Here is an 18,964-nt window from a genome sequence, read left to right as displayed (position 1 = left end):
ATGGCGCCATGCGGCCCCGTTTGCGCAATCAGGCCAGCTTGATCTCGCGCAGGCGCTCCTGGAGGTACTCGTCGGCCGTGATCGGCGTCGGGTAGCGGTCCGGGTGCTCGGCGTCGATGCAGTTGGGCAGGGTGCGGATCGAATAGTCCGCGTTGAAGTGCAGGAAGAACGGCGTCGAGTAGCGCGGGAAGCCGCGACGCTCGGGGGCCGGGTTCACCACCCGGTGGGTGGTGGACGGCAGGCGGTGGTTGGTCAGCCGCTGCAGCATGTCGCCGATGTTGATCACCAGCGCCCCGGGCGGCGGGTTGATCGGGATCCAGCGGCCGTCGTGGTCCTTGACCTCCAGGCCCGCCTCCTCGGCGCCGAGCAGCAGGGTGATGACGTTGATGTCCTCATGGGCGCCGGCGCGGATGTGCGGCCCGTCCTCGGGCACCGGCGGATAGTGCAGGAGGCGCAGGATCGAATTGCCGAAGTCCACCGTCGGATCGAAGAAATGGCGGTCGAGGCCGAGGTAGACGGCGATGGCCTCCAGCACCTTGAGGCCCATCTGGTCGAGGGCCTGGTAGAGCCAGCTCACCCTGGCCCGGAACTCGGGCAGTTCGGCGTCGGGCCAGACATTGTCGGGCATGTGGGCGCGGAACCGATGGCCGGGGGGCAGGTCGCGGCCCACGTGCCAGAATTCCTTGAGGTCGTAGTGGGCGTGGCCCTTGGCGGTCTCGATGCCGAAGGGCGTGTAGCCCCGCTGGCCCATGAGCGGCAGCTTGTACTTGAGCTTGGTCTCTTCCGGCAGGGCGAAGAAGGCCTTGGTCTGCTCGAGGGCGGCGTCCACCCGCTCCTGCGGCAGGCCGTGGTCCTGGAGGACCGCAAATCCCCAGCGCTGGAAGCTGTCGCCCAGGGCCTGGACGAAGGTTTCGAAGTCCTTGTCGACGAGGGTGAAGGAGACCGGCTCGATGCGGTCCGGCAGGGCGGCGGCTTGGCTCATGGGCGGCTTCTACACCCGCGGGCGAGGCGGGAGAACCGGTTCGGGGGCGGGGCAGGGCGTCGCGCCCTTCCCAGGACCCCGCCTGTTGGGCCATGAAGGGGCCCTGAAGTTCGAGGGGGCGGTATGCGTATCGGGGGGATCGTCGCGGCCTTGGCCATTGTCGCCGCGTCGTCATCGCTGGGGGCGGCGGCGGCGCAGGGCGCGCCGGAAGACAGGGGCTCGGCGCCGAAGGACAAGGTGGTCCTCTACCGCGGCGCGACCCTGATCGACGGGACCGGCGCGGCCCCGAGGCCGGGCGTCAGCATCCTGGTGGAGGGGCCGGTCATCCGGGCGGTGGGGCCGGGCCTCGCCGCCCCGGCGGGGGCCGAGGTCGTGGATGCGGCGGGGCTCTATGTCGTGCCCGGCCTGATCGACAGCCACGTCCACATGGCCACCCCGCCCGAGCCGGCCAAGGCCGAGGCGCTGATGCGCCGCCAGCTCTATGCGGGGATCACCGCCGTGCGCGACATGGCCGACGACACCCGCTCCATCGCCGAGCTGCAGCGCCGGGCGCGGGTGGGCGAGATCCCGGCGCCGGACGTCTATTTCGCCGCCCTGATGGCGGGGCCGAGCTTCTTCGATGATCCCCGCACTATCGCCGTCAGCCAGGGCGACACCCCCGGCAAGGTCCCGTGGATGCAGGCGATCACCGACGAGACCGACATGCCGCTCGCCGTGGCCCAGGCGCGGGGAACCTACGCCACGGCGATCAAGATCTACGCCAACCTGCCCGGCCGGCTGGTGAAGAAGATCACCGAGGAGGCGCACCGCCAGGGCGTGCGGGTGTGGGCCCATTCGGCGGTGTTCCCGGCCAGCCCTTCGGAGGTGATCGCAGCCGGGGTGGACGTCAGCTCCCACGTCTGCCCGATGGCCTATGAGCTGAATGACGCCATGCCGCCCACCTACCAGGACCCGACGCCCACGGCCGAGGCGCGGCTGGGCGAGGGCGACCATCCCGTGATGGGCGGCCTGTTCGACCGGATGAAGGCCGGGGGCGTCATCCTCGACGCCACGGTGCGGGTCTATGAGGAGCACGAGAAGGCCTACGCCAAGACGCGCAAGGGCCGTCCGCCCCGCTGCTCAGCGGCGACGGCCTACCGCCTGACCAACCTCGCCTTCCGCCGCGGGGTGGAGATCTCGGCGGGCACCGACGGCGAGGCGCCTTGGACCGATCCCTGGCCCTCGCTGCACGAGGAGCTGGAGCTGCTGCAGGACAGGGCCGGCCTGCCGCCCCTGCAGGTGATCCGCGCCGCGACCCTGACGGGCGCCCGCACCCTGGGCCGCGAGGCCGAGATGGGCACGGTGGAGCCGGGGAAGCTGGCCAATCTGGTGTTCGTTTCGCAGGACCCGTCCAGGGACGTGCGCGCCCTGCGCAGCGTCGCCTTCACCGTCAAGCGCGGGCGGGTGTTCCCGCGCACCGAGTACCAGCCGATCACCGAGGCCGAAGGAGCCGACCGATGAGCGCGTTCAACCGCCGGGCGCTGCTGGCCACGGGCGCAGCCGCCCTGGCGGCGCCCGCCCTGCCTTCGCCCGCCCAGACTTCACCCGCCCTGGCCAAGGTCGATCCGCGGCCCTGGAAGGACGCCGTCATCGTCAACGCCCTGGGCGGCGTCGACAATCCGAACGTGGATGAGAACGGCCGGGAAAGCTCGGTGGCCCGGGGCGTGCGCCAGCCCCTGCGCCTCGACGACCGGGTCCTGGCCGACCTGAAGGCCTCGGGCGTCACGGCCATCAACTGCACCCTCGGCTATGTGGCCGGCGAGGGCGATCCCTATGAGGTGACCATCGCCTCCATCGCCCAGTACGACCGGATGATCCGCGAGCAGTCCGACCACCTGCTGAAGGTCTATGCCGCCGCCGACATCCTGCGGGCCAAGCGCGAGGGCAAGGTCGGGCTGATCTATGGCTTCCAGAACGCCGTGCAGGTGGGAACCAACCCCGAGCGGATCGACGTCTTCGGCGACCTGGGCGTGCGGATCGTCCAGCTCACCTACAACCCGGCGAACCCCCTGGGCGACGGGGCGACGGCCCCCGAGAACCGGGGCCTGACGCCGCTGGGCCGTGAGGTGGTGGACCGGCTGAACGCCAACCGGATCATGGTGGACCTGTCGCACAGCGGCCAGCGGACCTGCCTCGACGCCATCGCGGCTTCGAAGCAGCCGATCTCCATCAATCACACTGGCTGCCGGGCGCTGATCGACCTGCCGCGCAACAAGACCGACGAGGAGTTGCGGCTGGTGGCCGAGAAGGGCGGCTTCGTGGGCATCTACTTCATGCCGTTCCTGAACCCCGAGGGGAAGGTGCGGGCGGCGGACGTGGTGCGCCACATCGAGCATGCGGTGAACGTCTGCGGCGAGGACCACGTGGGCATCGGCACCGACGGGCCGATCACCCAGATCGACGACCTGGAGGGCTACAAGGCCGCCCTCGCCAAGGAGGTGGCCGACCGCAAGGCCCGGGGCATCGGCGCGCCGGGCGAGGGGCCGGAGACCTTCCCCTTCGCCGTGGACCTGCGCGGCCCGACCCAATTCTACGACCTCGCCGGCCGGCTGAAGGCCCGGGGCCATTCCACCACCCGGATCGAGAAGATCCTCGGCGGCAACTTCGTCCGCTACGCCCGCGACGTCTGGGGAGCCTGAGGACCTATGCCGCCTGAAATCGTCACCCTGGTGAACACGGTCATCGTCCCCATCGGCCTGGCCGCCATCATGTTCAGCATGGGGCTGTCGCTGACCGTGGCCGACTTCCGCGAGGTGGTTCGCAACCCCAAGGCCGTGGCCGGCGGCCTGTTCGGCCAGCTGATCTGCCTGCCGCCGCTGGCCCTCGCCCTCGCCTGGGCCTTCCGCCTGCCGCCGGAGATGGCCATGGGCCTCTTCATCCTGGCGGTCTGCCCCGGGGGCATCACCTCCAACGCCATCACCTACGCCGCCAAGGCCAATGTCGCCCTGGCGGTGGTGCTGACCTCGCTTTCCAGCTTGATCACCGTCTTCACCATCCCGCTGCTGGTGAGCTGGGCCCTGGGCTTCTACTTCCAGGGCGGCGAGGCGCCGGTGATGTCGGCGTCCAAGACCATGCTGCAGCTGGGCGAGATGACCGCCATCCCGGTGCTGGCGGGCATGGCCCTGCGCCGCTTCAACACCGCCTGGGCCGACCGGGCGACGGTGTGGCTGCGCCCGGCTTCGCTGGTGGTGCTGATCGCGGTGATCGGCTTCTCGGTGTTCGTGAGCCTGGAGCTGGTGGTCCAGAACGTGCTGCGCGCCGGTCCCGCCGCCTATGTGCTGAACGTGGCCAGCATGGCCCTGGGCCTCGGCCTCGCCACGGCCCTGGGCCTTGTCCGGCAGGACCGCCTGACCATCGCCATCGAGGTGGGCATCCACAACGCCACCATGGCCACCTTCCTGTCGCTGTCGATCCTGAAGGACGTGGCCCTGGCCATCACCCCGACCATCTACGGCATCATCATGGTGGTGAACGCGGGGCTCCTGGTGCGCTGGTTCCGCCGCCGGGTCGCCGCCGCCGCGGCCGCCGCATGATCGTCATCGGCCGCGAGGAGGTCCGCGCCCGCCTCAGCTACGCGGCGTGCATCCCCCTGGTGCGCGAGGCGATGATCGCCCTCTCCCGGGGCGTGACCCGGCAACTGCCCCGGCAGATCATCGACCTCGACGCCGGCCGCGCCTTCGGGGTGATGCCAGGATCCATGGGGCCCGGCGAGGTCTTTGGCGCCAAGCTGATCAGCGTCTTTCCCGAGAACGGCGCGCGGGGGGAGCAGACCCATCAGGGCTTCGTGGCCCTGTTCGATCCGCAGAGCGGGGCCCTGGCCGCCCTGGTCCACGCCGGGGAGGTGACCGCGGTCCGCACCGCCGCCGCCTCGGCCGTGGCCACCGACGTCCTGGCCCGCCCCGACGCCAAGGTGCTCGCCATCCTCGGCTATGGCGAGCAGGCCCACACCCACGCCCACGCCATGCTGCAGGTGCGGCCGGTGTCGGAAATCCGCATCTGGGGCCGCTCGCCCGAGCGCGCGGGCGCGTTCGCCGAGCGGCTGACCGCCGAGCTCGACCGGCCGGTGCGGGCCTGCGCCTCTGTCCGCGAGGCGGTGGCGGGCGCGGAGATCGTCTGCACCACCACGGCCGCCGCCGAGCCGATCCTGCAGGGCGCGTGGATCGCGCCGGGGACGCACCTGAATCTGGTGGGCTCCAGCCGCGCCGGACCTGCGGAGGTGGATGTGGAGCTGGTCGCCCGCTCGCGCTTCTTCGCCGACCACGCCGAGGGCGTGCGCCTGCAGGGGGCGGAGTTCCTCTATGCCCTGGAAGCTGGCCGCATCGGCCCGGACCATCTGCTGGGCGAGATCGGCGAGGTGCTGGACGGGACCCTGCCGGGCCGGGTCTCGCCGCAGGACGTCACCGCCTACAAGTCCCTGGGCAGCATCGTCCAGGACCTGGCCGCGGCCCGCTGGCTGGCGGACGCCGCCCGCCGTGACGGCTTCGGAACCCCTGTCGCCTTCTGAGCGAGCCTGCCCGGAAAACCGGGCCGACTTTTAGTTTTTCTGGCGAGACTCAAATCCCACTCATTCAATAGGCTTTAGTGGCGCGGTGATCATCCTCCCCTGATCGCCGCAGCGGAATGCGGCGCGCCGGCGACATCCCCTCGCCGGCGCGCCCAGGCCGAAAACCGCAGGAGCGACGAGTGATCCTACGTCTGTCCGCCATGCCGGGGCGCTGTAGCCCCTGATCCGCCCGCGCGTCCGTCGCGCACCGCCCTCCATCTCTCGCACATATGACGCCGCCGCCCCGCGGACGGCGAAGGGGGTTGCTTTGCTTTCAGGAAAACTATTGCTTCTCGCCTCGTCGGCCGTGGCCGTCGCGGCCCTGGCCCGCGCCCCGGCCGTCGCCGCCGAGGCGCCCGCCGTCACCGCCATCGCCGCCGACGCCGCAGCCGAGGTGGACGGCCTGGTGGTCACCGCCCGCCGGCGGGCGGAATCCGCCCAGGAGGTGCCCATCGCCCTGTCGGTGCTCGGCGCCGAGACCCTGGAGAAGACCGGGACCTACAACCTCGCCCAGGTCGTCCAGCTGGCGCCCAGTCTCTACCTGGGCTCGTTCAATCCGCGGAACACGACGGTGAACATCCGGGGCCTGGGCAACAACCTGGGCCTGGCCAACGACGGCCTGGAAGCGGGCGTCGGCCTCTATATCGACCAGGTCTATTTCTCGCGCCCGGCGGCGGCGACCTTCGACCTGTCGGACGTGGAGCGGATCGAGGTGCTGCGGGGGCCGCAGGGCACCCTGTTCGGCAAGAACACCACCGCCGGGGCCATCAATGTGACGACGCGGCTGCCGGTCTTCGAGCCGGAGGGCCGGCTGGAGCTGAGCTACGGCGAATACGGCTTCGTGCAGGGCAAGGCCTCGGTGGCGGGGCCGGTCTCGGACGCCGTGGCCTTCCGCCTCTCGGCCGCGGCCACCCGGCGCGACGGCCTGACCAAGCACGTGGTCACCGGCCAGGACTACAACAACCTCGGCAACACCTCGGTGCGCGGCCAGGTGCTGTTCAAGCCCTCCGAGGCCTTCTCCCTGCGCATCGTCGCCGACTGGAACCGGCAGGAGACCGACTGCTGCGTGCTGGTCCACGCCGGCTATGGCCCCACCCTGAAGCCGGCCGCCGCCCAGTATCCGGCCCTGGCGGCGGGACTTGGGTACACGCCCCCCGGCCGCAACGCCTTCGACCGCCTCACCGACATCAGCGCCCAGGCCCACGCCAACCAGACCCTGGGCGGGGTCTCGGCCATCGCGGAGTGGGACCTGGGCTTCGCCACCCTGACCTCGGTCACCGCCTGGCGCTACTGGGACTGGGACCCGGCCAACGACGCCGATTTCTCCCGCCTGCGCATCCTCGAGCGCAGCGAGAACGCCGACCAGCAGGACCAGTACAGCCAGGAGCTGCGCCTCGCCTCAAACGGCGACGGTCCCGTGGACTGGATCGTCGGCCTCTACGGCTTCCGCCAGGCCATCGACGCCCAGGGCGTGGCGCTCTATGGCGCGGACGCGGCCTACTGGCTGCTGAGCCCCACCGTCCCGGCGGCGGTGCTGGACGGCTATCGCGCGGACTTCGGCGCGTCCTCCACCACCAAGAGCTACGCCGTCTTCGGCCAGGCCACCTGGCGGGTCACCGACCGGCTCTCGATCACGCCGGGCCTGCGCTACACCTGGGAGGAGAAGGACGCCGCCTTCGTGCAGGTGGTGTCCGGGGGGCTGGCCAACGCCCCGCCGGCGCTGGAGGCGCTGAAGCTGGCGGTGGCCCGGCCGCAGGCGTGGCAGGCCAGTGAGAGCGACGGCAAGCTCTCGGGCCAGCTGAACATCGCCTATCAGGCGACCCCGGACCTGCTGGTCTATGGCGCCTACGCGCGCGGCTACAAGTCGGGCGGGCTGAACCTGGCCGGCGTGCCCCTGGATGCGGCGGGCGAGCCGATCCTGGCCCGGGCGACGATCGATCCCGAGCGGACCGACGCCTGGGAGGTCGGGGTGAAGAGCCAGCTCTTCGACCGGCGTCTGACCTTCAATGTCGCCGCCTTCTGGAGCGAGACGCGGGACTACCAGGCCAATGTGGTCGACACGGCCGGGACGACCCTGCGCCAGTTCCTCGACAACATCGACAAGGTGCGCTCGCGCGGGCTGGAGGTGGACGCCCGCCTCGCCCCGATCGGCGGCTTCAGCGCCTATGCCTCGGCCGCCTACACCGACGCCGAATATGTGTCCTACGCCAACGGCCCTTGCCCGCTCGAGCTGATCGGGACGACGACCCAGGCCTGCGACCTGTCGGGCCGCCCCCTGCCGGGCGTCTCGAAGTACGTCGTCTCGCTGGGCGCGGAATACCGCAAGCCGGTGCGCCTGGCCGGGCGTGAGGGCGAGGCCTATGTGGGCGCCGACTGGAACTGGCGCTCGGGCTTCTTCTCCACCGCCTCGGACAGCATCTATTCGCGGATCGACAGCTACGGGCTTCTGAACCTGCGGCTGGGCTTCAAGGCGGACGACCGGTGGGACGTGTTCGCCTGGGTGAAGAACGCCACCGACGAGGCGTACTTCCAGTACATCTCCGGCCACCTTGGCAACACCGGGGCGCTGTACGGCAACCCGGGCGACCCGCGCACCGTGGGCGTCACCCTGCGGGCGTCGTACTGAGATGGCCCGCGCCGCCCCCGCCACAGGCGCGCTCACCCTCGGCCCGCCGGCCTGGCGGCTGGGGGCCCTGGCCGGCCCGGCCCTGCCGCTGGCGGCCGCCGGCCTGCCGCTGAGCGTCTATCTGCCGCCCTACTACGCCACCGAGCTCGGCCTCGGCCTGCCGCTGGTGGGGGCGATCTTCATGCTCTCGCGCATCTGGGACGCGGTGAACGATCCGCTGATCGGGGTGCTGTCCGACCGCACCCGCACGCGCTTCGGCCGCCGCAAGCCGTGGATCGCCGCCGGGGCGCCGCTGTTCGTCCTGGCCACCCTGGCGGTGTTTGCGCCCGGGCTGTTCGGGGTGACGCCCGGGGCCGTCTGGCTCGGGGCCTGGCTGTTCGTCTTCTACCTGGGCTGGACGATGATCCAGATCCCGCTGTCGGCCTGGAGCGGCCAGCTCGCCGCCCAGTACCACCAGCGCAGCCGCATCCAGACCTTCATGCACGTCTCGGCGGCCCTCGGGCTCCTGACCGTGCTGGTGCTGCCCGCGGCCCTCGACGCCATCGCCCACCGGGCCGGAGAGGCCGCCGCGGCGGGGCTGAAGACGGCCCTGATGGGCGGTTTCGTGGTGGCGGCCCTGGTCCCGACGGTGATCGCCGCCCTGGCCTTCGCGCCCGAACCGCCGGCGCCGCCCCCGGTCGCCGAGCGCATCCCCCTGCGCCGGGCCTTCGGCCAGCTCGCCCGCGAGCCCCTGCTGCTGAAGGTGCTGGCCTCGGACTTCGCGGTCACACTGGGCCAGTCGATCCGCGGCTCGCTCTTCGTGTTCTTCGTCTCGGCCTACGTGGGCCGCCCCGACCTCGCCGCCGGCCTGTTCCTGCTGCAGTTCGTGTTCGGGGTCTTCGCCGGGCCCATCTGGCTGCGCATCGGCTACCGCCTGGGCAAGCACCGGACGGTGGTGACGGGGGAGCTGGCCCAGGTGGCCATCAACCTCGGCCTTTTGCTGGTGGTCCCGGGCCAGCTGCCGCTGCTCGTCGGCCTGACCATCGCCCAGGGCCTCGCCCAGGGCTCGGGCAACCTGATGCTGCGGGCCATTGTCGCCGACATCGCCGACAAGCAGCGGCTGGAGACCGGCGAGGACCGCACCGGCCTGTTCTTCTCGGTCTTCAGCCTGGCCGGGAAGGCCGGTCCGGCGATGGCGGTGGGCCTGGCCCTGCCGCTGGTGTCGGCCCTCGGCTTCCGGCCGGGCGCGGCCAACACCCCCGAGGCGCTGGAGGCGCTGAAGTGGACCTTCGCCCTGGGCCCGGCCCTGGCCCACGTGCTCTCGGCGGTCCTGGTCGCCCGCTTCGACCTCGACGAGGCCCGCCACCGCCAGATCGCCCGCGCCCTGCAGGCGCGCGACGCGGCCCTCACCCCTTCGGCGGGGCCCGTTTCCGCCCCCGCCGAATAGTCCCCCCGCTCAGATCAGAAGGAGATCCCCATGAGCGCCGACGGTCATGTGCAACACGCCACCCAACTGGACATCGCCCCGGTCGCCGGGGTGATCGGGGCCGAGGTGCGCGGCGTGCGCCTCTCGCCCGACATCAGCGCCGACCAACTCGCGGCCATCGAGGACGCCCTCTACCGCTACAAGGTGCTGTTCTTCCGCGACCAGAGCCACCTGGACGACGCCGCCCAGGAGGCCTTCGCCGCCCGCCTGGGACCGCCGACGCCGCATCCCACCGTGCCTGTGCGGGAGGGCTCGTCCTACCTGCTGGAGCTGGACAGCCACGCCGGCGGGCGGGCCAGCTCCTGGCACACGGACGTCACCTTCGTGGACGCCTATCCCGCCGCCTCGATCCTGCGCCAGGTGGTCAGCCCGGCGAGCGGCGGCGACACCACCTGGGCCAACACGGCGGTCGCCTATGAGCGCCTGCCCGAGCCGCTAAAGGCCCTGGTGGACAATCTCTGGGCCGTCCACACCAACGCCTATGACTACGCCGCCACCCGGGCCGACGTGGACCCGGCGCGGCTGGAGCGGCACCGCAGCGTCTTCGCCTCGACCGTCTATGAGACCGAGCATCCGGTGGTCCGGGTCCATCCGGTGACCGGCGAGCGGACCCTGGTGCTGGGCCACTTCATCAAGCGGTTCGTGGGGCTGTCGAACCACGACAGCCAGGTGCTGCTGAAACTGCTGCAGGACCATGTCATCCGCCTGGAGAATACGGTCCGCTGGCGCTGGCGCGCGGGGGATGTGGCCATCTGGGACAACCGCGCCACCCAGCACTACGCCGTGGACGACTACGGCGACCAGCACCGGGTGATGCGGCGGGTGACCATCGCCGGCGACGTGCCCGTGTCGATCGACGGACGCCGCAGCCGGGTGCTCAAGCCCGAGCCGCGGGCGGCGGCGGCCTGACGGGGAGGCGCGGCGGCGGGATCGACGCCTCCCGCCGCCGCGCCCAACCTGCGGCGGTTGCGCCCGGGCGCCATTGGTCCCCACATAGCCGGGAGACTTTCCCGGAGTGACGATGGCTGAAGCAGCGGCGGGGGTGAACCTGGGCCACGCGGTGGCGCTGATGGGCGCGGCCGTCGTCGCCGTGCCGCTGTTCCGCAAGCTCGGCCTGGGCTCGGTGCTGGGCTATCTGGCGGCGGGTCTGGTGATCGGTCCCTTCGGCCTGAAGCTGTTCGCCGACCCCGAGGCCATCCTGCATGTGGCCGAGCTCGGGGTGGTGCTGTTCCTCTTCCTCATCGGCCTGGAGATGCGGCCGGCGCGGCTGTGGGCGCTGCGCAAGGAGATCTTCGGCCTCGGCGCGGCCCAGGTCCTGTCGTGCTGCGCCCTGCTGTCGGGCGTGGCCATGCTGGCGGGGCTGCCTTGGCAGGCGGCGGTGATCGGGGCCTCGGGCTTCGTCCTCTCGTCCACCGCCGTGATCATGAAGATGCTGGACGAGCGCGGCCAGACCGCCACCGACGCCGGCCAGCGGGCGATCTCGATCCTGCTCCTGGAAGACCTGGCGGTGGCGCCGCTGCTGGCCCTGGTGGCGGTGATGGCCGCGGCCGAAGGCTACGCCGATCCCGAGGCCAGGCCGCTCTGGCTGTCCCTGGCCATCGGGCTCGGCAGCGTGGTCGTCCTGGTGGCTGCGGGCCGGTGGCTGCTCAATCCCCTGTTCCGGGTGCTGGCCCGCTCGGGCGCCCGGGAGATCATGACCGCCGCCGCCCTCATGGTGGTGCTGGGCTCGGCCCTGTTCATGGAATGGGGCGGCTTCTCCATGGCCATGGGCGCCTTCCTGGCCGGGGTGCTGCTCTCGGAGAGCGTCTTCCGGCACCAGCTGGAGGCCGACATCGAGCCGTTCCGGGGCATCCTGCTGGGCCTGTTCTTCCTGTCGGTGGGCATGTCCCTGGACCTCGCGGTGGTGATCGACGAGTGGGGTCAGGTGCTGGCCGGGCTCGCCGCCTTCATGGCCGCCAAGGCCTTCGGCATCTATGTCGTCGCCCGGCTGTTCCGGGCCGGCCCGCGGGAGGCGGTGCAGCGGGCGGCGCTGTTCGCCCAGGGCGGCGAGTTCGCCTTCGTCCTCTACGCCGCGGCCGTGGCGGACGGGGTGATGACCCCGCGGGTCAGCGCCCTGATGACGGCCATCGTCATCCTCTCCATGGCCGTCACGCCGCTGGTGGTGATCCTGCTGAACCGGCTGATGCCGCCGCCCAAGGTTTCGCTGGACGGGGTGGAGCCGCCCGACGGCCTGAACGGGCGGGTCCTGCTGGTCGGCTTCGGCCGGTTCGCCCAGGTGGTCTCCCAGCCGCTGCTGGCCAAGGGCATCGAGATCTCGCTGATCGAGTCCGACGTGGAGATGATCCGCGCCGCCGAAAGCTTCGGCTTCAAGGTCTATTACGGCGACGGCACGCGGCTGGACGTGCTGCAGGCTTCGGGGGCCGCCCGGGCCGAGGCGATCCTGGTCTGCGTGGACAAGCCCGAGGTCACCGACCGGATCGTGGAGCTGATCCGGGCCGAGTTTCCGCTGGTGAAGGTCTACGCCCGGGCCTTCGACCGGGGCCACGCCATGCGCCTCGTCCAGGCCGGGGTCACCTACCAGATCCGCGAGACCTTCGAGTCGGCGCTCAAGTTCGGCCGCCAGGTGTTGCTGGACATGGGGGTGGACGAGGTGGAGGCCGCCGAGGTGATCCGCGACGTGCGCGAGCGGGACAACGAGCGCTTCCAGCTCCAGCTCACCGGCGGGCTGGAGGCCGGGCGCTACCTGATGCGCGGCAACCTGCCGACCCCGACGCCCGAACCCTTCTCGCGTCCGCGCCGGGGCGGCGAGGCGGGCAATCCGCAGGCGGCGGACGTCCTCGCCGGGCGCGATGCTCCCCCCGCGGCCGAGGCGGCGGCCGCCCAGGGCGCGGACTGAGGCGCCTGTTCATCAGCTGATGAATTTTTTCGCCTGACACGGTTCTCAATCCCGCCGTTGCGGCGTATTGGCGGGTCATGGCGGACAAGGTTCGAAACGACGCGGTCGAGGCGCTGGCTGGCCTGCTCTTCGACGGCATGACCATCATGGCCGGGGGCTTCGGCCTCTGCGGCATTCCCGAGAACCTGATCGCGGCGATCCGCGCGGCGGGGACCCGCGACCTCACGGTCATCTCCAACAACTGCGGCGTGGACGGCTTCGGCCTGGGCGTGCTGCTGGAGGGCGGGCAAATCCGCAAGATGATCTCCAGCTACGTGGGCGAGAACAAGCTGTTCGCCGAGCTCTATCTGTCCGGGAAGCTGGAGCTGGAGTTCAATCCGCAGGGCACCCTCGCCGAGCGCATCCGGGCCGGCGGGGCGGGCATCCCGGCCTTCTTCACCAAGACCGGGGTCGGCACCCTGGTGGCCGAGGGCAAGGAGGTCCGCGAGTTCGACGGCGAGCTCTATGTGATGGAGCGGGGCCTGACCGCCGACCTGTCGATCGTGAAGGCCTGGAAGGGCGACCGCGAGGGCAACCTCGTGTTCCGCAAGACCGCCCGCAACTTCAATCCGATGATGGCCACGGCGGGCAAGGTGACGGTGGCCGAGGTGGAAGAGCTGGTGGACATCGGCCAGATCGACCCCGACCACATCCACACGCCCGGCATCTATGTCGATCGCATCGTCCAGGGGACGTTCGAGAAGCGCATCGAGCAGCTCACCGTCCGCAAGCGCGAGGAGGCCTGAGGCATGGCCTGGACCCGTGACCAGATCGCCGCCCGCGCCGCCCAGGAGCTGCGCGACGGCTTCTATGTGAACCTCGGCATCGGCATCCCGACCCTGGTGGCCAACTACATTCCGGCGGGGATGCAGGTGACCCTGCAGTCCGAGAACGGGATGCTGGGCATGGGGCCGTTCCCCTTCGAGGGCGAGGCCGACCCCGACCTGATCAACGCCGGCAAGCAGACGATCACCGAACTGCCGAGTTCGTCCTACTTCAGCTCGGCTGACAGCTTCGCCATGATCCGCGGCGGCCACATCGACCTGTCCATCCTGGGGGCCATGCAGGTGGCGGCCAACGGCGACCTCGCCAACTGGATGGTGCCCGGCAAGATGGTGAAGGGCATGGGCGGGGCCATGGACCTGGTGGCCGGCGTCAAGCGCGTGGTCGTGGTCATGGAGCACGTGGAGAAGTCCGGCGCCTCCAAACTGGTGAAGGCCTGCACCCTGCCGCTGACGGGCGCGGGGGTGGTGGACCTGGTGATCACCGACCTTGCGGTGTTCGACGTCGCCCGCGGCAAGCGCCCTCTGACCCTGCTGGAGCTGGCGCCGGGGGTGAGCCTGGACGAGGTGAAGGCCAAGACCGAGACCCCGTTCGAGGTGGCGGCCGGCCTCGCCGCCTGATCCCGCCGCTCGCCGTTCCCGGAACATTGGCGCCGGACGGCCGTGGGCACATATTGGGGGCATGAAGACGTTCAGCCTCGCGGCCGCCGTCGGCGCCCTGGCCCTGACGGCGACCCTGGCAGCCGGGACCGCCCCGGCCGCCCCCGCCACCCGCACGGCGATCTTCGCCGGCGGCTGCTTCTGGTCGATCGAAAAGCTGTTCGAAGCCAAGGCCGGGGTGGTGGATGCGGTGTCCGGCTATTCGGGCGGAACCTCGCGCAATCCGACCTATGAGCGGCACGAGGGCCATCTGGAGGCGGTGCGGGTCACCTACGACCCGGCCAAGGTCTCCTACGCCCAGCTGGTGGACTACTTCTTCCACAACATCGACCCGACCGATCCCAACGGCCAGATCTGCGACAAGGGCCCGGCCTACCGGACGGCGATCTTCGTGGCCAACGCCGAGGAGCGGCGGATCGCCGAACAGGCCAAGGCCCGGGTCGCCCGGGAGCTGAGGGCGAAGGTGGCCACCCAGGTGCGCGCGGCCGCGCCGTTCTGGAAGGCCGAGGCCTATCACCAGGACTTCGCCAAGAAGAACCCAGCCCACTACGAGCGCTACCGCATCGGCTGCGGCCGCGATCCGTGGCTCAGGAAGATCTGGGGCGGCCGGTCGTAGGATCGCGCGGCTTCGGCGCGAAGCCCTCGCCCACGAACATCTCGATCCGGCGCTTGCGGCGGGCGTCCAGCCAGACGCTGGCGATCTCGAGGCCCGAGTGGGCGCGGAAGTCGCCCTCCATCTCGGCCCGGTAGGCGCCCTCCATGGACACCGCCAGCACCCGCCGGCCCTCGGCGGGGGTGAGGGCGGCGCTGGCCTCGGCCTGGTTTTCGGGCTCGCCGGTGAGCAGCCAGCTGCGCAGGGGCGGGGCCGCGCCGATGGCGTCAGGCCCCAGGACGTCGCGGCCGTAGTAGCTCATGGCGTAGTAGAGGAAGCGGTTGTTCACCGCGATGGCCGACAGGTCGGGCTCCAGGGCCGCCCGGCGCAGGACCATGTCGGTGGTCTCGGCCCAGCCCTTGGCGCGCTTGAAGCTGTTGCCGAGGCCGGTCTTCTCGGAGAGGCGCGGGGAGATGGCCACGGCGAGGAACAGGCCCGCCACCACCGCCTGGATGGCCAGGGCCGCGACCAGCCAGCGCCGGGCCCGCCAGCGGATGAGCCAGGCGCCCACCAGGACCGCCCCGGTCAGATAGCCCGCCCCCGACCAGTTGGCGTTGGCCCGGCTGATGAAGGCCTGGCCGGTCACGATGAGCAGCGGGGGCAGGGTGAAGCAGGCGAGCAGCAGGTCCTCACGCGAGAGCCGCCGCCGGACCGCGGCCAGGACGCAGCCCGTGATCAGCACGCCGAGCGGGATGGGACCGAAGACGCCGAACTGCGACAGCAGGAATTCGCCGAGCTCCGGCAGGTTGAAGAGCTGTCGCCCGCCCCAGGCGGCGTTGGCCGCCGTGTGGTGCAGGGTGGCGAAGCCGTGGGTGGCGTTCCAGACGACATTGGGGGCGAGGATCGCCGCCAGGGCCAGGATCGCCGCGCCCGCCCGGACCGGCGTCCAGGCCGCGCGGGCCTCCCGCGAGGCGGCCAGGTGCACGGCGAGGCCGATGACGAAATAGACTGCGGCGTACTTGGAGAGGAACGCCAGGCCCAGGCCGGCGCCCACCGCCACCGAAAGGCCCAGGGCGCGCCGGGCGTTCTTCGCCCGCGCCGCCTCCAGCAGGGCCACATAGGCGAGGATCGTCAGGCCCAGGAAGAACAGCAGCGGCGCGTCGGTGGCCGCCACCAGGGAGGAAAGCTGCACCCCGGGCATCAGGGCGTAGAGCGTCGCCCCCGAAAGGCCCGTGGCCGCTCCGTACAGCCGCCGCCCGAGGGCGAAGACGACGAGGGTCGCACCCGCCTGGAACAGCACCGCCGAGATCCGCACCCAGGGCTCGGCGTCGCCGCCCAGGGCCGTGGTCGCCCAGATGGCCCAGGCGATCATCGGCGGCTTGGAGTAGTAGCCGAAGTCGAGGGTGCGCGACCAAAGCCAGTACTGGGCCTCGTCCGGGTAGAGCTCCAGCGGGCTGGTGAACAGCGCCACCAGCCGAACCGCGGTGAGAGCCGCCACCAGCAGGATGGCGGCGCGCCAGTCATCCGAGGATCGGTCGCGGGTCGGGTCGGTCATGCGGGTCCTAACGGGCGGCGGACGGTAGCGGGCGATCGTTGCGTATAAAGCACATGGCGCCGCCTTTCGCCGCAGACTGCGGGTCTCTGAGGAACCGTAACAAATGCGTCACCAACAGTCGCAAAATCCGCGCTATAGGGCCGCCAACTCGGGAGCCGCCAAATAAAGGGGTGTCGGCTCACCGGGAACGATCGAGAGGGGTTCCTTTTATGAAACTGCAACTGAGCCGCGCTCTATGCGCGAGCACGGCCCTTGCCACCGGCCTCCTGGTAGCCGGCTCGGCCATGGCGCAATCGACCGGCACCGCGGTCGTCGAAGAACTGGTGGTCACCGGCGCGGTCGGCCCGCGTTCGATGGAAGGCACGATGGTGGCCGAGCGCGAGCCCAAGTCGCGCGCCTCGCTGACCTCGGAGTACCTCAGCACGCAAGTGCCCGGCCAGACCGTGCTCGACACGATCAACATGCTGCCGGCGGTGAACTTCACCAACAACGACGCCTTCGGCTCCTCGGGCGGCGACGTGACCCTGCGCGGCATTGACAGCCAGCGCATCGCCCTGCTGCAGGACGGCGTTCCGCTGAACGACAGCGGCAACTACGCGATCTATCCGAACCAGCAGCTGGATTCCGACCTGATCGACCGCGTCACCGTGAACCTCGGCACGACCGACGTGGACAGCCCGACGGCCGCGGCCGCCGGCGGCACCATCAACTACATCACCCGTCGCGCCTCGCGTGACTTCGGCGTCCGCACCGAACTGGGCCTCGGCACCACCGACTACCAGCGCTACTACGCCACGGTCGAAACCGGCGAGATCGGCCCGTTCGGCACCAAGGCCTGGATCAGCGGCCTCTACACCCGCAACGACATCTTCCGTCCGCATGACGCGACGGTCGACCCGGCGGGCAAGATCCAGAAGAAGCAGTTCAACGCCCGGATCGACCAGGACTTCGGCTCGATCGGTGAAGCCAGCCTGCTGTTCCACTACAACGAGAACCGCAACGCCTTCATCAACCGCATCAGCCTCGCCAACTACCAGAACCACATCGCGCCGGTGAACAACGAGGCGGCCGCGAACATCAACATCAACCCTTCGAACACCGGCAACATCCGCGGTCTGTCGAAGTGGAACCTGTCGGACACCCTGACCCTCACGGTCGACCCGTCGTTCCAGTACACCCTGGCCAACGGCGGCGGCAGCGGCACCTTCAACGAGCGTGACCTGCAGCTGCGCGGCAACAGTGGCGCGGCCGGCGTCGACCTGAACGGCGACGGCGACCTGGACGACACCGTCACCCTGCACCGCCCGAACACGACGAACACCCGCCGCTACGGCGTCACCTCGTCGCTGATCTGGAAGTTCGCGGACAACCAGAGCTTCCGCGTCGCCTACACCTTCGACCGCGCCAAGCACCGTCAGACCGGCGAAATCGCCCGCTTCGAAGCGGACGGTTCGGTCGAGCACGTGTTCGCCGGCAAGGACGGCTACGGCACCCCGATCAGCCTGCCCGACGGCACGATCCTGCGCCGTCGCGACCGTCTGTCGGTCGCCCTGCTGAACCAGGTGTCGGCGGAATACCGCGGCCGCTTCGTGGATGACCGCCTGCTGGTCAACGTCGGCGTGCGGGCGCCCTTCTTCAAGCGCGACCTGAACAACTTCTGCTACCAGCGCGACACGTTCAACGCCTACTGCACCACCCAGACCCCGTTCGAGGTCCCGGGCACGGATGACGGCACCGGCCGTCCGCTGGTGGTGTTCCCGGGCGGCGCGGCTCTCGGCGGCACGGCCTCCGGCTCGCAGGTCCTGTCGGGCGCGGCCCTGGCCGCCTACCAGGCTTTCTACGGCACGACCGCCACGAACAGCCCGTTCTACGGCCGTCCGCGGGAGTTCACCCGCAAGTACGACGACGTGCTGCCGAACGTGGGCGTCAGCTTCGACGTCAACGACGACCTGACCGTCTACGCCAGCTACGCCGAGACCCTGTCGGCGCCGCGGACCGACGACCTGTACGACCGTAACGACGTCGATCCGGGGCCGGAAACCAGCAAGGTCATGGACCTGGGCTTCCGCTACGCCACGGGTTCGCTGATGGCCTCGGGCGCGGTGTGGTTCAACAAGTTCTCGAACCGCATCGAGCGCGTGTTCGACGAGCCGTCGGGCATCGCCTTCTCGGCCAACGTCGGCGACGTGGAGCTGTGGGGCGTCGACCTGCAGGCCAGCTACGACGTCAGCGAAAAGCTGAACTTCTACGCCTCGACCTCGTACATCGAGTCCGAGATCCAGAACGACATCCTGGACGGCGCCACGGTGCGTCCGACCAAGGGCAAGTCGCTCTACGAGACCCCGACCTGGCAGGCGGTGTTCCGCGCCACCTACAAGCCGACGGAGTCGCTGTCGTTCGGCTGGCAGACCAAGTACGTCGGCGCCCGCTGGTCGAACCTGGTCAACACCGAGAAGTTCCCCGACTACGTCCTCACCGACGTGGACGCCCGGGTGAAGCTCGACAAGCTGGGCCTGGAGAACACCTACCTGCAGGCCAACATCCGGAACCTGTTCGACGAGCGTTACCTCGGCGACCTGACGACGAACCTGACCGGCACCGGCCTCGGCCAGCCCGGCTACCGTCGCTCGTTCGTCCTGACCCTGCACGCCGAGTTCTAAGGCGCACGGGGCCAAGACGGCTCGAAACGGAGGGGCGGCTGCGGCGACGCGGCCGCCCTTTCTCTTTGTCGCACATGCTTGACGCAGCCCCCCCGGGGGGCCATCTGCGCCCGGCTTCGAAAACC

General features: G+C 70.5%; 14 protein-coding genes. 12 read left to right on the top strand and 2 right to left on the bottom strand.

What is annotated here, in order from left to right; translation table 11 throughout:
• Positions 1-28: 28 nt before the first annotated feature.
• Complete coding sequence (locus tag BO64_RS11335) at positions 29-982, bottom strand: isopenicillin N synthase family dioxygenase (RefSeq protein ID WP_496403403.1); 954 nt, start codon at positions 980-982, stop codon at positions 29-31.
• A gap of 123 nt (positions 983-1,105) precedes the next feature.
• Here BO64_RS11335 and BO64_RS11330 point away from each other — a divergent pair, with 123 nt between their 5' ends.
• The 11 genes from BO64_RS11330 to msrA all read left to right on the top strand — a co-directional run bounded on the left by BO64_RS11330 (position 1,106) and on the right by msrA (position 14,648).
• Positions 1,106-2,482, top strand: a complete 1,377-nt coding sequence (locus BO64_RS11330; RefSeq protein WP_496403402.1) for an amidohydrolase family protein — start codon at positions 1,106-1,108, stop codon at positions 2,480-2,482.
• Entirely contained in the window at positions 2,479-3,660 is a 1,182-nt protein-coding gene (locus BO64_RS11325) for a dipeptidase (protein ID WP_496403401.1), read from the top strand. The genes BO64_RS11330 and BO64_RS11325 overlap by 4 nt, the downstream gene beginning before the upstream one ends.
• 6 nt (positions 3,661-3,666) lie before the next feature.
• On the top strand, positions 3,667-4,554 hold the full coding sequence (locus BO64_RS11320; protein WP_496403400.1) for a bile acid:sodium symporter family protein: 888 nt from the start codon (positions 3,667-3,669) through the stop codon (positions 4,552-4,554).
• On the top strand, positions 4,551-5,525 hold the full coding sequence (locus BO64_RS11315; protein WP_496403399.1) for an ornithine cyclodeaminase family protein: 975 nt from the start codon (positions 4,551-4,553) through the stop codon (positions 5,523-5,525). Before BO64_RS11320 ends, BO64_RS11315 begins: the two co-directional genes overlap by 4 nt.
• A 325-nt stretch (positions 5,526-5,850) precedes the next feature.
• On the top strand, positions 5,851-8,190 hold the full coding sequence (locus tag BO64_RS11310) for a TonB-dependent receptor (protein ID WP_496403398.1): 2,340 nt from the start codon (positions 5,851-5,853) through the stop codon (positions 8,188-8,190).
• Between the two features lies 1 nt (position 8,191).
• The gene (locus BO64_RS11305) at positions 8,192-9,616 is read left to right on the top strand and encodes an MFS transporter (RefSeq protein ID WP_496403397.1); all 1,425 of its coding nucleotides are present in this window, start codon (positions 8,192-8,194) and stop codon (positions 9,614-9,616) included.
• Positions 9,617-9,646: 30 nt separating this feature from the next.
• A complete protein-coding gene (locus BO64_RS11300) occupies positions 9,647-10,564 on the top strand; it encodes a TauD/TfdA dioxygenase family protein (protein WP_496403396.1) in 918 nt (305 codons plus the stop codon).
• A gap of 112 nt (positions 10,565-10,676) precedes the next feature.
• Positions 10,677-12,551, top strand: a complete 1,875-nt coding sequence (locus BO64_RS11295) for a monovalent cation:proton antiporter-2 (CPA2) family protein (RefSeq protein ID WP_496403395.1) — start codon at positions 10,677-10,679, stop codon at positions 12,549-12,551.
• 77 nt (positions 12,552-12,628) lie between these two features.
• Entirely contained in the window at positions 12,629-13,336 is a 708-nt protein-coding gene (locus BO64_RS11290) for a CoA transferase subunit A (protein ID WP_496403394.1), read from the top strand.
• A gap of 3 nt (positions 13,337-13,339) precedes the next feature.
• On the top strand, positions 13,340-13,993 hold the full coding sequence (locus BO64_RS11285; protein WP_496403393.1) for a 3-oxoacid CoA-transferase subunit B: 654 nt from the start codon (positions 13,340-13,342) through the stop codon (positions 13,991-13,993).
• Positions 13,994-14,054: 61 nt separating this feature from the next.
• The gene (msrA, locus tag BO64_RS11280; RefSeq protein ID WP_496403392.1) at positions 14,055-14,648 is read left to right on the top strand and encodes a peptide-methionine (S)-S-oxide reductase MsrA; all 594 of its coding nucleotides are present in this window, start codon (positions 14,055-14,057) and stop codon (positions 14,646-14,648) included.
• Here the strand turns inward: msrA and BO64_RS11275 are convergent.
• Complete coding sequence (locus tag BO64_RS11275) at positions 14,620-16,179, bottom strand: glycosyltransferase family 39 protein (RefSeq protein ID WP_496403391.1); 1,560 nt, start codon at positions 16,177-16,179, stop codon at positions 14,620-14,622. The two genes, msrA and BO64_RS11275, sit on opposite strands and share 29 nt — an antisense overlap.
• 284 nt (positions 16,180-16,463) lie before the next feature.
• Here BO64_RS11275 and BO64_RS11270 point away from each other — a divergent pair, with 284 nt between their 5' ends.
• Complete coding sequence (locus tag BO64_RS11270; protein ID WP_496403390.1) at positions 16,464-18,839, top strand: TonB-dependent receptor; 2,376 nt, start codon at positions 16,464-16,466, stop codon at positions 18,837-18,839.
• Positions 18,840-18,964 lie beyond the last annotated feature (125 nt).

Source organism: Phenylobacterium composti DSM 19425 (assembly GCF_059568645.1).
This window is presented reverse-complemented; position numbering and strand designations above follow the sequence as displayed.